At 52.0% G+C, this 13,551-nt stretch carries 13 protein-coding genes; 4 read left to right on the top strand and 9 right to left on the bottom strand.

Features of this window, described 5'->3' with window-relative positions; translation table 11 throughout:
• Positions 1-67: 67 nt before the first annotated feature.
• Positions 68-1,819: an AAA family ATPase gene (locus ACP3TC_RS13570; protein ID WP_426816650.1), complete on the bottom strand. Its 1,752-nt coding sequence runs from the start codon at positions 1,817-1,819 to the stop codon at positions 68-70.
• Between the two features lie 185 nt (positions 1,820-2,004).
• Between ACP3TC_RS13570 and matP the strand changes: the two genes are divergently transcribed.
• Positions 2,005-2,463: a macrodomain Ter protein MatP gene (gene matP, locus ACP3TC_RS13565; RefSeq protein WP_313857653.1), complete on the top strand. Its 459-nt coding sequence runs from the start codon at positions 2,005-2,007 to the stop codon at positions 2,461-2,463.
• 72 nt (positions 2,464-2,535) lie between these two features.
• On the opposite strand, the gene ompA is transcribed toward matP, so the two are convergent.
• Both ompA and sulA read right to left on the bottom strand, forming a co-directional pair.
• Positions 2,536-3,603 (bottom strand): porin OmpA, encoded by a 1,068-nt coding sequence (gene ompA, locus ACP3TC_RS13560; protein WP_313856803.1) that lies wholly within the window; start codon positions 3,601-3,603, stop codon positions 2,536-2,538.
• A gap of 349 nt (positions 3,604-3,952) precedes the next feature.
• Positions 3,953-4,459 carry an SOS-induced cell division inhibitor SulA gene (gene sulA / locus ACP3TC_RS13555; RefSeq protein ID WP_313856805.1) on the bottom strand — a complete coding sequence of 169 codons (507 nt, stop codon included), beginning with the start codon at positions 4,457-4,459 and terminating at the stop codon, positions 3,953-3,955.
• Positions 4,460-4,673: 214 nt separating this feature from the next.
• Between sulA and ACP3TC_RS13550 the strand changes: the two genes are divergently transcribed.
• On the top strand, positions 4,674-5,291 hold the full coding sequence (locus tag ACP3TC_RS13550; RefSeq protein ID WP_313856806.1) for a TfoX/Sxy family DNA transformation protein: 618 nt from the start codon (positions 4,674-4,676) through the stop codon (positions 5,289-5,291).
• Between the two features lie 2 nt (positions 5,292-5,293).
• On the opposite strand, the gene yccS is transcribed toward ACP3TC_RS13550, so the two are convergent.
• Both yccS and ACP3TC_RS13540 read right to left on the bottom strand, forming a co-directional pair.
• Positions 5,294-7,432, bottom strand: coding sequence for a YccS family putative transporter (gene yccS / locus ACP3TC_RS13545; protein WP_426818279.1), 2,139 nt, complete (start codon positions 7,430-7,432; stop codon positions 5,294-5,296).
• 14 nt (positions 7,433-7,446) lie between these two features.
• The gene (locus tag ACP3TC_RS13540; protein WP_313856807.1) at positions 7,447-7,893 is read right to left on the bottom strand and encodes a YccF domain-containing protein; all 447 of its coding nucleotides are present in this window, start codon (positions 7,891-7,893) and stop codon (positions 7,447-7,449) included.
• 138 nt (positions 7,894-8,031) lie between these two features.
• Here ACP3TC_RS13540 and helD point away from each other — a divergent pair, with 138 nt between their 5' ends.
• The gene (helD, locus tag ACP3TC_RS13535; protein ID WP_313856808.1) at positions 8,032-10,086 is read left to right on the top strand and encodes a DNA helicase IV; all 2,055 of its coding nucleotides are present in this window, start codon (positions 8,032-8,034) and stop codon (positions 10,084-10,086) included.
• A gap of 28 nt (positions 10,087-10,114) precedes the next feature.
• Here the strand turns inward: helD and mgsA are convergent, their stop codons facing one another.
• Together mgsA and ACP3TC_RS13525 are read right to left on the bottom strand one after the other, a co-directional pair.
• Positions 10,115-10,573 (bottom strand): methylglyoxal synthase, encoded by a 459-nt coding sequence (gene mgsA, locus ACP3TC_RS13530; RefSeq protein WP_313856809.1) that lies wholly within the window; start codon positions 10,571-10,573, stop codon positions 10,115-10,117.
• Between the two features lie 93 nt (positions 10,574-10,666).
• Entirely contained in the window at positions 10,667-11,311 is a 645-nt protein-coding gene (locus ACP3TC_RS13525; RefSeq protein ID WP_313856810.1) for a DUF2057 family protein, read from the bottom strand.
• Positions 11,312-11,503: 192 nt separating this feature from the next.
• Here ACP3TC_RS13525 and ACP3TC_RS13520 point away from each other — a divergent pair, with 192 nt between their 5' ends.
• Positions 11,504-11,920 (top strand): CoA-binding protein, encoded by a 417-nt coding sequence (locus tag ACP3TC_RS13520; RefSeq protein ID WP_313856812.1) that lies wholly within the window; start codon positions 11,504-11,506, stop codon positions 11,918-11,920.
• A gap of 27 nt (positions 11,921-11,947) precedes the next feature.
• Here the strand turns inward: ACP3TC_RS13520 and hspQ are convergent, their stop codons facing one another.
• The gene (gene hspQ, locus ACP3TC_RS13515; RefSeq protein WP_313856814.1) at positions 11,948-12,265 is read right to left on the bottom strand and encodes a heat shock protein HspQ; all 318 of its coding nucleotides are present in this window, start codon (positions 12,263-12,265) and stop codon (positions 11,948-11,950) included.
• Positions 12,266-12,325: 60 nt separating this feature from the next.
• Positions 12,326-13,516, bottom strand: a complete 1,191-nt coding sequence (gene rlmI / locus ACP3TC_RS13510; RefSeq protein WP_313856815.1) for a 23S rRNA (cytosine(1962)-C(5))-methyltransferase RlmI — start codon at positions 13,514-13,516, stop codon at positions 12,326-12,328.
• Between the last annotated feature and the right edge of the window lie 35 nt (positions 13,517-13,551).

Genomic DNA, 13,551 nt, shown 5'->3' with positions numbered 1-13,551 from the left:
TTCTTAATAAGCCTTATTTTAGTGAATCACGAAGGTTAGCTAACAGGTGTAAGCTGAACAAGTCCGATCAGCTGTGGTTAAACCAGTTAAGCCAACGCAGCGGCCAGGGACGCTGGCGAGCATCCTGCTGGTTAATTTGTGCAATACGCTCCTGAATTGAGCGTAGCAGACAAGGGGCATTTTCTTTATCCCATTCTACGCCGGTCAGCAGAGATAATGCTTCATCAGCACTGTTGACCGCCCATATATGGAACTGGCCATCACGTACCGCATCAACCACATCCTGCTGCAAACTCAGATGACGTATGTTACTGACGGGAATAATCACGCCCTGTTTACCGTTAAGATTACGCTGACGACAGACCTCAAAGAAGCCTTCGATCTTTTCATTCAGCCCGCCTACCGGCTGCACATTGCCGAACTGATCAACGGAACCGGTGACGGCAATCTGCTGATTTATTGGCTGGACAGCCAGAGCACTGACTAAAGCACACAGTTCGGCCAGCGATGCGCTGTCGCCATCGACTTCCGAGTAAGACTGCTCAAACACCAGTGATGCTGAGAACGGCAGTGGCTGATCGAGCTGCATTTCGGCAATCAGATAGGCCTGCATTATCATCATGCCTTTCGCATGAATATTACCGCCTAATTCAGCTTTACGCTCAACATCAGTGAATTCGCCGTCGCCTGGATGTACGACACAGCTGATACGGGAAGGTTCACCAAAGGGACGCGGATGGCCGGGAAACTCGATGACTGACAGTCCGTTAATCTGGCCGATGGCTTCGCCTTCGGTTTCAATCAGAATCTGATCCAGTAAGATTTCATCACGCACGCGCTCAGAGAGATAATTTTCGCGCCATTCACGGGCGCTGAGGGCGGCGATCAGGCTTTCACCGGTCAGCAGCGGTTGCTCGCGGTACAATGCCGCTTCACGCAGCTGGCGGCCAAGCCATGCCGGACAAAGCGGTACGTTTTCCTGGTCGCCAGTGTAACGTGCCGCTTCGCGCAGTAAAACCGGCCAGAAATCAGCATTGATAGCGGGAAGCGCTAACTGTCTGGCCAGCTGGCTGGTCCACTGGCACCACAGGCTGAGATCGCCTTCATCAGCAATCTGCAAGTTTTCTTCAAACTCACTGTAGATGCACAGCGACGCCAGTTCTGGCTCCATTTCCTGAAAGTCAGCCAGCGCGTCGCGCTCGCCACTCAGTACCAGCCTGAACTGCATTGGCATGGAAGGAATGGAGACCGGCAGTGGACGAGTGTCATCAGGTGATAACCAGTCAAAGCGCTGACGCGTAATAATTTGCTTCAGCCGTAGCCACATTAGCGGTTGAGCCAGCAGGCTGCGCAGCGACAGCACCAGCGTGCCGCCGTTAACGCGGTGTAGCAGTCCTGGCTCTAACGTAATGCTGTTATGATGAATGCGTACGCAACCGAAGAGCTGTTCTGGCTCAATCCAGTCGGCATAGCTGATTTCGCCACAGGTGGCAAAGCGGTCGTCCGCAATGCGGGCGGCCTGCCAGCTGATCTTTTGTTCATTGACCTGATACACGCCACCGAAAACCTGCTGCTCGTCATCCGTCAGGCTTTGCAATGCCGAGGTCAGTAACGGTAAGTAGTCTGGATTTTCCGCACATTTCACCAGCATCAACGGGAAGGCTGCCGAAGACTGCTGCAGTAAACCTAACGCATTGATTAGACGAGGCTGTACCGCAGACAGGCTGTCAGTATCGTCATCAAATGCCTGGGAAAAAAGAGGCTGGTAGCTGTCTGTATCGGGCTGTAGGGCGCGCCATTCTAGTCGGTTACTGGTCAAAGTTATCGATTTTATCTGAATTGAGGAAAAGCGCGATTATACAAGATTTCAGCCGGTTAAGCACAGAAGAGATGCATTTTGCCCCTGCGAGAAACCTCACCCTGTTCAATCGTATGGTTTTCTCTGCCGCAATGCGGAAAAAAGCTGTTATTCTTAACTTGTTACGTGGTCACGATGAGATCCCGATGAAATATCAGCAACTCGAAAACCTTGAAAGCGGATGGAAATGGACTTACCTGGTAAAGAAACACCGGGAGGGGGAGTTGATCACGCGTTATATCGAAATTAGCGCGGCGCAAGAAGCGGTGGACGCGTTACTGGCGATGGAAAACCGGCCGGTGGAAGTACTGAAGTGGATTGAGTTACATATCAATCCGGCGCTGGATAATCGTATGAAGCAGACGATCCGTGCGCGACGCAAACGCCACTTTAATGCCGAGCATCAACATACTCGTAAAAAGTCGATCGATCTGGAATATCTGGTCTGGCAGCGGTTGGCGGGACTGGCACAGCGGCGTCACTGCACGCTGTCAGAAACCATTGTTCAGCTGATCGAAGATGCCGAGCGTAAAGAGAAATACGCCGATCAGATGACCTCATTGAAGCAGGGACTGAAAGATATGCTGGGTAAACCGGAAGAGTAAGCCTCATTTTTTTCAGCTTCGACAGAAAATAAAAAACCCCGCCTTGGCGGGGTTTTTAATCACGAAGATAACTTAAGCCTGTGGCTGAGTTACAACGTCTTTGATGCCTTTAACTTCGATTTCTACACGACGGTCTGGCGCCAGGCAGTCGATCAGGGCATTACGGCCTTTCACGCTGTCACAGGTGTTGCCAGTAACTGGGTTAGATTTACCCTCGCCACGTGCAGAGATTTTGTCAGCCGGGATACCTTTAGAGACCAGGTAATCAACCACGGACTGAGCACGTTTCTCAGACAGCTTCTGGTTGTACTGCTCAGAACCGATGCGGTCGGTGTAACCCAGAACCAGTACGGAACCGTCTTTAGGATCCATAGAGCTCAGCTGGGTGTACAGCTGATCCAGAGCCTGCTGACCTTCTGGCTTCAGAGTAGATTTGTTGAAGGTGAACAGAACGTCAGACTTCAGGGTGAAACGCTTGGTTTCTACAACCGGAGCTGGTGCTGGAGCTGGTGCTGGTGCTGGTGCAGCAACATCGTCCTGACCGAAACGGTAAGAAACACCCACGCTCAGCATGGAGTTGTCTGGACGCGCGCCAACGGTGCTTGCGTCACCGATGTTGTTAACCCACTGGTAGTCCAGACGGGTAGCCCAGTTTTTGGTCAGCGCATACTCAACACCAACAGCTGCCAGCGGGGAAACGCCGGTGTCGTGATCGCTGATGCGAACGCCGTTGTTGTTCTGAGTAGAATCAGCACGCCAAACCATACCACCCAGACGGGTGTAGATGTCCAGATCGTCAGCAATTGGGTAGCTTAACTTAGCTGCCAGCTGAACGCCCTGAGCCTTGAAAGCGCCGTTTACTTTGTCGCCTTTGTTAGGCATGCGGCCCAGCCAGTCATAGCCCAGCTCGAAGCCCAGATATGGATTAGCCTGATAACCCACGAATGCACCAGCGCCAAGCTGGTTTTCATGAGATGGACCATCGTTATCTACATAACCGTTACCGTAGTAACCTTTGTCGTGGTACTGAGACCAGCCCAGTTTAGCACCGGTGTACCAGGTGTCATCTTTCGGAGCGGCCTGCGCTACGGTAGCGAAGCCAGCCAGTGCCACTGCAATTGCGATAGCTGTCTTTTTCATTTTTGCGCCTCGTTATCATCCAAATAGGCAATGAGCTTTAAATTAAGCCCTTGGTTTAATCCTTCGCCGGGTTATCAAGCTCGATTATTACTCTACCGAAAAACGGAGGTTATTGAGCACCCTGGCGAGATAAAGTCTACAACGTACCAGCAAACTTACAAGTAGGATGTGATGGCGCGCAGTAAAAAAACAGTGTTTCATACATAAAATTTAACATTTTAAGGGCTATTTTATGCATTAAATCTGGGAACTTTTTGCGGCTAAACCTTTGCGCAGCCGCGCCAGAGCAGAATCAGTGTGTTATGAAGAAGTAATTGTAAAAAAATCCTGGGATAAATCTTATTTTTACTTAATGATACAAAGTAGAGTGAATTTTTAGCCCACTTTCTGGTCTGGCGGAGGACGAAACGCAAAACTGAGGTCGCATAATCAGACCCAAAGCCTGGCCAATTGCTGCTGCTTCATCCAGCCGACGACGATCGTCGCTGTCGATATCTTCCGGTAACCACCCCAACACAACGCTGTAATTTCCCGTCTGCAACGCTTTAATCATCGCGTCTACGGTGCTGATTTGTCCGGCCTGTGGAATCTGCATCACTTTATCCAGTGGTAAACCCGACTGCAGCAACCAGCGACGGCTTAATTTTTGTGGCGGCGTCAGCCACAACTGCCAGCGAGATTGCGTTCCCAGCTGCTGAAGCAGCGGTAATAACAGCATTTGCGTCATGCCTGGTTGATCTTCACTGTAAGTCAGTTCACTGATACATCCACCTGAAACCGACGGCACAGAGGGCGTGTGACGGGAAGGATGAATCACAGCATTAGCAGATTGAGTTTTCAGCAGATGAGTACGCATATTTTGTTCGCTCGCAGTGTTACTGTATGGATATACAGTAACTAGCTTGTGGATAAAGATCAACCTCAATTTCTGAAAACATCTCGCAGATTAAAATGAAAACGAGATGCAAATGGATTTAATGATTGAACCTGTTACGCGAATTGAATATTTTCTAATTTCATGTAAAAGAACGTTTTTTTGCATTCTCACCCGCATGCTAAAGGAGATTTGCATGAATAACTCTAAACAAAGGATTGAGCAGTCCAAACGTTATCTTTCCTCACTGGGCAAAATTGATACGCGTACGCAATTCGGCGGATACAGCCTCGCGGTAGAGAAAATTGTCTTCGCCGTGGTGGCGGAAGGGGAGCTGTATCTGCGCGCTTGTGAGCAGATTCAGCCCTATATCGGAGCAGGCCGTATGCCGCCGCTGGTATTTCAGAAGCGTGGAATGCCAGTGGCACTGAACTATTTTCGCGTCGATGATGCGATGTGGGAACAACCCGAAACGCTGTTGGCACTTTCACGATGGTCTCTGAGGCGGGCACAGCAACAATGTCTCGATAAGATGGCTAATCCACGGGTAAAAGATCTGCCGAATATGGGGCTACGGCTGGAGATGATGCTGCGTGAAGTGGGCATTTGCTCGGTGCAAAGCCTGCGGGCAGAGGGATCGAAGCAGTGCTGGTTAAAGCTGAAAGCGGCGCATAAAAATATCGGTTTAAGTATTTTGTTCGCGCTGGAGGGAGCAATATCAGGACGGCATCAGGCAGCGCTGTCTGATGCCGTCACGCAAGAGCTTCGTGACTGGTTCGATTGCCTGAGTCTTTGTTCTCAGGCTGAAAAGTAAGGCTAGAGCGAGTGAGAGATCTGCTTTTTCAATGCAGCGATCTCCGGTAAAAGAGCCACCAGTAAACCCAGTTGTTGTAGAACCAGTGGCTCTTTGGTTTCAGGCGCAGGCTTAATTTCTGCCATTCTTTTGCTCAGATTCTCCAGCATCTCTCTGGCCTGCTGCTCGTCAACCGTATCGACCTGCATTACGCCTTCTGCATAGCAGACGGCATCATCCAGCAGCTGCAGCATAGCGGAACGGGTAATTTTTTCCCGATGCGCGCCCAGTGCAGAAATATAGCTGAGAAACGAGTGATTGAGATAGAGCAGGCGAAATGCCGCCTCCAGCAGTGCCGGATTGCGGTTCGACTCCGTTGACATATTGGAGACCACGGAGGCCAGTTCAGCATCACTGTTATGTGCGTCACGGCGTGCAATACGGTAATCAAGGCGATTATCTTTGCCCTGATGATACTGCACTAAAATCGCGTCGAGATAGCGGCAGTTGGCATTCAGAGTGCGATCGGTTACCGCGGGTAAACGACGAAATTTCCAGTCAGGCCAGATATAGCTCACCGCCAGCCAGGCAATACCACAACCGAGTAAGGTATCGACAATGCGGGGTACCGCCACTTCAAAGCCTTCACCGAGCAGGTTAAAGCACAGCAGCACCAGCAGGGTGATAAACAGTGTGGCATGGGCATAACGGATATTACGAAAGGCAAAAAACAGCACGCCAGTCAGCACTATCAGCATCAGCTGTCCGTCTGTTGAAGGAACCAGCCACAGCATTGGCAGGCCGACGGCAATCCCGGCCAGCGTACCAAATATACGTAATGCCAGGCGTCGTCGGGTGGCGTTGTAGTTAGGCTGGCAGACAAACAGACTGGTTAACAGTATCCAGTAACCATGCTGCAGCCCGGTTATCTGGATAAAGGCATAGCCAACACAAAGCACCAGCGACATTCTGACCGCATGCCGAAACAACGCCGATTCAGGCGTCAGATGGCGGCTGATACGCAGGCGGATATCGCTCCAGCCGGTTAGTCCTTCACTCGACAGATTATTATCATGCGTGGCGTGAGCCAGCTCCAGTGCCTGCTCTGACTCAATCGTCGCCAGCTGTGCATCGATGGCCTTTAAGTTATGCAGCAGATAGTGCATTGCTTTAGTGGTGCCGGATTCCGGTTGAGCGGCGCGCAGCCGATCCAGCGCGGCTTGCAGATGAACAAAAGCGGATTCGAAACGGCTATTATGCTGATAGGATTCACGCATCAGAATAGAATGTGCCAGTTGCTGGCATGCCTTTGCCTGCATGTTCAGCAGCCGCTGAAAACGAAACAGGATCTCGCTGTAGCGGTACTCTTTACGTAACTGATGATATTGCACGTGTGAAGAGCTGGCGCGCTCGTGAATATCCTGCGCAACAAAATAGTAATGCAGCGTGCGGCGGGTGCTGCGCTGGCCTCGATCGCCACGCAAACGCGTCTGAATCGAACTTTTGGTCTGATTAAGCACCGCCACCAGCTGACTGTTGGCCATCGCTACTTCAATCAGCGGCGCATCGTCGTTCTCTTCAATATCAGGATCAAACAGGTTTGCCTTGGCTTCAAGATAATGTGCCAGCTGGCTGAAGCTGCGCGCCAGGTTTTCCTGCAGCGGCCGGATGGGAAACAGCAGATGTCCGGTCAGCGTTAGCAGATTGTACCAGACCGCCCCAACCAGCAGCAGCATCGGCTGCTGATACCACTGAGGGAACAGGCCAATTCCCAGCATGGTATAGATAGCGATCAGCAGCGCACCGAAGGCGATGGTCGCATAGCGTTGACCCAGCGCCCCCAGCAGGATAAAGCCGCAGGCCGACAGCGCCAGCCCGACAATAAACAGCCAGGGGTGAGGAAACAGCAGTTCGACCGATACCGAGGCAATGCAGAAGCAGACCAGCGTTATCAACAGATTTCGTAAGCGCCCGCTTAAACGGTCGTCGAGATCGGCCAGAGCCGCAGCCACCACGCCAAGCGTCAGTGGAATCGTCCAGATGATTTGATCTAACCACCATGGCACCGCGGCTGCACCGGTCAGCGCCAGCAAAATACGAAGGTTATACAGCCATGCACTGCTCAGGGCGTAGCGGCGCAGGCGTGGCTTAAGGGCTGGAATCACACGCTACCTGCTTAGTTAAAACGACGACGGGCATTGGCTTCCCGCGCTGCCTGCGCCACTTCAACCGGCACGACACGGCGACCCACCGGCCATAAAGCGATAGCCGCAATTTTGAAGTTTGCGATGCCCACCGGAATGCCGATAAGGGTAATACACTGGATAATCCCCACCGAGATATGGCACAGGCACAGCCACCAGCCGAAAAAGATAAACCACAGGATATTTAACAGCGTGCCGCCTGAATTCATCAGCGCATTTTTTTTATCGGGATTCAGCGTATCCACATGTACCGCTTCATTGCCATAAGGCAACAGCGACAGTTTAGTGATTTCCCAGCAGGAGCGGGTTAGCGGCAGGGTGAAAATAAAAATGATGCTCACCACTGTCGCGGTCAGCCAGGACAACGTGGTAAAAAAACCACCTAAAACAAAGTTGAGTATATTGAGTACGGTACGCATAAATAGTCAGCCCTTAAACAGTGCGCGGGTTCACAATCAGATAATTGGCTGATTGTAACGTGTTTTAACGGTGGAGCGGTAAACTCCTGCCAGTTAAACTGCGTAACAGACACGAAAACCGCGACATGGTCAATCTGAATGGAACTTAAATCTACGTCGCTGGGTAAACACCTGGCGCAACATCCTTACAATCGGGTGCGGCTACTGGCAGCAGGCGTCGAAGTCAGCGGTGAAAAGCATGAATATCTGATCCCTTTTAATCAGTTGCTTGCGATACAGTGTAAGCGCGGTCTGGTGTGGGGAGAGCTGGAATTTAGCCTGCCGGAAAACCAGGTGGTGCGCCTGCACGGCACTGAATGGCAGGAAACGCAGCGCTTTTATCACTATCTGAATAAAGCATGGCAGAGCTGGAGCGCTGAAATGAGCGAGGTCAGCGCGCAGGTGTTGCAGGAAGTGGTTGATTCGCTGCAACGTTTTGAACAGCAGGATAAGTGGCTTAAACGCAATGAGCTTGGCGAACGGCGTCAGAGCATTGAGAAAGCTTTTGCTGCGCTGCCATTGCCGGTTGAACGGCTGAACGAATTTATTAACTGCCGCGAGCTTTATCAGTATTGTCTGCAGTGGTTGCAGCATGGCGAACAACAGCTGGCAAAACGCAACGCTGACTGGACCCGCCGCATGCTGAAACAGTATGCCGGTTTCTTTGACAGCGTTGAGAGCTCGCCGCTGAATGATTCCCAGGCGCGCGCGGTGGTTAACGGTGAGGATGCTCTGCTGGTGCTGGCCGGTGCCGGCAGTGGCAAAACCTCGGTGCTGGTAGCGCGTGCCGGATGGTTGCTAATGCGTAAGCAGGCGACACCGCAGCAAATCCTGCTGCTGGCCTTTGGTCGTCAGGCCGCGGATGAGATGAACCAACGTATTCAGTCGCGGCTGGAGGTTGACGATATTCAGGCGCGCACTTTCCACGCGCTGGCGCTGCATATTATCCAGCAGGGCAGCAATAAATCACCGGCAATCAGTAAACTGGAGTCGGACAGCAATTACCGACGCAAATTACTGATTGATACCTGGCGTCAGCAGTGCAGCGAGAAAAAAGCCTATGCTAATGGCTGGCGGCAATGGCTCTGTGATGAGCTGGAGTGGGATATTGAAAAAGAGGCGTTCTGGAAAAATGAACGGCTCGCACAGCGGCTGGCCAGTCGACTGGAGCGCTGGCTGGGATTAATGCGGATGCACGGCGGCGCGCAGGCAGCAATGATAGCGTCGGCACCAGAAGAGGTGCGTGAGCTGTTCGGCAAGCGCGTTAAGTTAATGGCACCGCTGCTAAAAGCGTGGAAAAGTGCGCTGAAAGAAGAGGGCGCGGTGGACTTCTCCGGCCTGATTCATCAGGCGGTGAATATTCTGGAGAAAGGGCGTTTTATCAGCCCGTGGAAGCACATTTTGGTTGATGAATTCCAGGATATCTCTCCGCAGCGAGCCGCGCTGCTGGTGGCGTTGCGCAAGCAGAATAAGCAAACCTCGCTGTTTGCCGTCGGCGACGACTGGCAGGCCATTTATCGATTTAGCGGCGCGGAAATGACGCTGACCACCGCCTTCCATCACCATTTTGGTGAGGGCGATCGCTGCGTGCTGGACACGACCTACCGCTTTAACGACCGAATTGGTGAAATTGCCAATCGGTTTGTGCAGGAAAATCCGCATCAGCTGCAAAAGCCTTTAAACAGTCTCAGCAAGGGGAATAAAAAATCGATCTCTTTGTTGCCGGACGATCAGCTGGAAGCGTTACTGAATAAGATCAGCGGTTACGCTAAACCAGAGGAGCGGGTGCTGCTGTTGGCGCGTTATCACCATTTGCGACCTGAGATGCTGGAAAAGGCGAAAACCCGCTGGCCGAAGCTAAAACTGGACTTTATGACCATCCATGCCAGTAAGGGACAACAGGCTGATTTTGTTATTATTCTTGGGCTACAGCAGGGTAAAGATGGTTTTCCGGCGGCGGCGCGTGAATCGGTGATGGAGCAGGGGTTATTACCACAGCCGGAGGATTTTCCGGACGCAGAAGAGCGGCGGCTGGCCTATGTGGCGATTACCCGGGCAAAGCAGCAGGTATGGATGCTATACGACCGTCAGCAACCCTCTGATTTTGTCGAGCAGTTTAAGCGGCTGGGCGTTCCACTCTTACGCAAGCCCTGAACGGCCAGCGAATACTGGCCGCTGAGAATTACTGTAAGCGCTGTTGCAGATAGCGTTGATAATCCGGGATCAGGATCTCCACCGGCTGTGAAAACAGCGGTGAATGGATAATAAAATCAGCGGTCGAGCGGTTGGTCGCAACCGGAATGTTCCAGACGGTGGCAAGGCGCAGTAGCGCCTTCACATCGGGATCGTGTGGTACGGCATTCAGCGGATCCCAGAAGAAAATCAGCAAATCAATTTTCCCTTCCGAAATTAATGCGCCAACCTGCTGATCGCCGCCCATCGGGCCACTCAGCATGGCGTTAACATCCAGGCCAGTCTCGCGCTGAATAAGATTGCCGGTGGTACCAGTGGCGTAAAGCGTGTGGTTACCTAATACCGCTTTATGGGTGCTGACCCACTGCAGTAACGACGATTTACAATGGTCATGTGCAACTAAAGCAATATGTTTAAATTCGGGAAGAGTACGGCTGGTTTGCTCCATTAATACATCCTGGTTTGGCGTCGAGTGATGAAAATGAGGGCGTAGAGTTTTCTTGTCAGCATCAGGAAGTTTAACGCTGCTGCAGGTAAAACATCAACTTGCCCGTAATGCATTCATCCACAGAACCAGACGTTGTCGGGTGGCAGAGTCAACCTGATGAAACCACAGATTAAGCAGGCGCTGCGTCGCGGTGTCGTTAACCGCCAAATCGGCAGGCATAAACTGCGTAATGCTGGTGGTTGCTTGCGGCTGGGCAAAACGCGGAACCGAAGCCACCTGGCCATTGCGGTTATAGGTAATCATCGCCTGTTCAAGATCGCTGTTACCGGTGGTAAGCAGGCGATCACGCCGGCTGGCAATCTCATGGCCCTGCTCATCGACCAGTTGGAAGTCAGCGTTTTTATCGAAACGCCGCCTGTCGTGCAGCGTTTGCAGTGCAGGCAGCCGAATGGTCACGGATTTTGCCTGCGCGTTAAAGCTGACGATCAGCGGAACCGAAACGTACTCTCTGGCGCTATGATGACGATCTTTATCCAGCGTTTTTTGCACGCGGAACAGGAACTGGTGTTCGCCACGTTCCAGTTCTAACCCTTCAGCACCTTTAAGCAGTGAACCGGAGATTTTACGTCCATCCAATACCAGCAGGTCAATTTCGGGTGCCAGCTTCAGCGTGGTTGCATTGCAGGATGCAACAACCAGCAGGGCTATTAAACCTGACAGCACCAGACGCAGTTTCATCTTTACTCCAGAGCACAAGAGGGCCGCAAAAAACGCGATGAATGTATCAAATTCTTACATTATGGCAGCATATTAACATTTAAACATATTTATTCGTGCTATTAATCCTAAAACCGCATCCTGCCATGTGGATCTCTTCTTCCGACCACAAATAACCTAAAATGTTTGCATTCATCGCATAAGGAGTAGGGTATGAACGATCAAACTATTGCTGAAATACTGACCACCACGAAAAGCATTGCGCTGGTGGGCGCCAGCGACAATCCGGCTCGTCCGAGCTATGAAGTGATGGCCTACTTGTTATCTCAGGGCTATCAGGTGATTCCTGTCAGCCCGAAACTGGCGGGCCAGACGTTACTTGGCCAGCAGGTGTACGGTTCGCTTGGGGATATTCCTCATCCGATCGATATGGTCGATGTGTTCCGTAATGCAGAAGCGGCGTGGGGCGTTGCGCAGGAAGCGATTGCCATTGGTGCCAAAACTCTGTGGTTACAAATTGGCGTCATTAACGAGCAGGCGGCGGTGCTGGCGGGTGAAGCGGGGCTGCGGGTGGTGATGGATCGTTGCCCGAGAATTGAAATACCACGATTGGGCCTGGAGAGGGCATAATAAAAACCCCGCGTGAGCGGGGCTATATTAATGGCGCAGATGAGGAGTCTTCAGCCTTAAGCGGAGAGACGCCGCCAGTTCATCCAGCGAGGGATGTTCCGGATGTTCGCCTTGCATTTCCCAACATAAATGCGACTCTGCAAGATAGGTATGTACCGTTTCGCCGTCATCATCTTCCATCACCACATGATACCAGGGTGCTGCACGCAGCTGTTCATTTTCAGCTGCTGCTTCGACATCCGGTTCATCTAATGAGTATTCTGCATCGACATCCACTATCACACCCAGAAAGCCCAGCATCGTATGCCGGACCTGCTGACCGATACCAAATTTACTGGCAATCATCGTGACCTCCTCAGAAACATGCCCTGACTCTGATATGGGGTCAGGGACGTTGTTTTCAAGTCACAGCACGCGGCAGGCAAATCCTTTCAGGTACATTCCTTCCGGATAGCTGGCAATCACGGGATGGTCAGCCGCCTGACGGAACTGCTCAATAAATTGTACATCACGATGTGCATCAAGCGCGGCATCAGCGATAATTTTCTGAAATAAATCAGTCGCCATCAACCCGGAACAGGAGAAGGTCAGCAGCATGCCATTCGGATTTAACAGCTGCATTGCCAGCATATTAATATCTTTATAACCGCGGCAGGCACCCGCCAGCTGATTTTTATTTTCGACGAATTTTGGTGGATCCATTACGATCAGATCGAATTTCTCACCGCTGTCGCGATAGCTGCGCAGCAGCTTGAAGACGTCATCACGCAGGAATTGTGCTTTGGAAACGTCAAGGCCATTCAGTTCGACATTCTGTTTCGCCACATCAAGCGCCGCCTGAGAGGTATCCACGCTGATCACTTCGGTGCAGCCGCCCATTAAGGCGGAAACCGCGAAGCCGCCGGTGTAAGAGAAGCAGTTAAGCACCCGGCGATCTTTGGCATAGCGACGCGTTGCCAGGCGGCTGTCGCGTTGATCAAGATAATAGCCGGTTTTATGGCCAGTCTGAATATCAACCAGCAGCTTCATTCCGTGCTCGGTAATCGGCAGCAGTGGCGGTGGCAGATCGCCGCAGACCACGCCTTGCGTCAGCTCCAGCCCCTCTTTTTTACGCACTGAAACGTCGGAGCGATCGTAGATGGCACACTCCGGGTAACACTGCGTCAGGGCTGAAATCAGCGCCGCACGCTGATACTCGGCGCCTGCCGATAACAACTGCAGCACGAGAAAGTTACCGAAACGGTCAATGGTGACACCCGGCATACCGTCAGATTCACCGGCAATCAGGCGGTAGCTGTCGAGATCATCACGCTCTGCCAGCCAGTCACGCAGCGACTGAGCCGCCTGCAAACGACGAACAAAGAAGTCGATATCAATCGACTCATCCTGCTGCCAGCTCCAGACGCGCGCGCGAATCTGTGACTGCGGTGAGTAGGCTGCACGTGCCAGCCATTTGCCCTGGCTGTCACAGACATCAATGGTTTCACCACTGCTGGCTTTGCCTTCCATACGCGCCACGGCGCCGGAAAACACCCATGGATGACGACGTAACAGGGACTTTTCGCGGCCCTTGGCGAGAATCAAACGAACGCTCATATTTTGCTATGCTTATTTACGGAAAAATTTGCGCC

Origin of the sequence: Winslowiella sp. 2C04, assembly GCF_050037805.1 — a bacterium.
Classification (GTDB): Bacteria; Pseudomonadota; Gammaproteobacteria; order Enterobacterales; family Enterobacteriaceae; genus Erwinia; species Erwinia toletana_A.
This window is presented reverse-complemented; position numbering and strand designations above follow the sequence as displayed.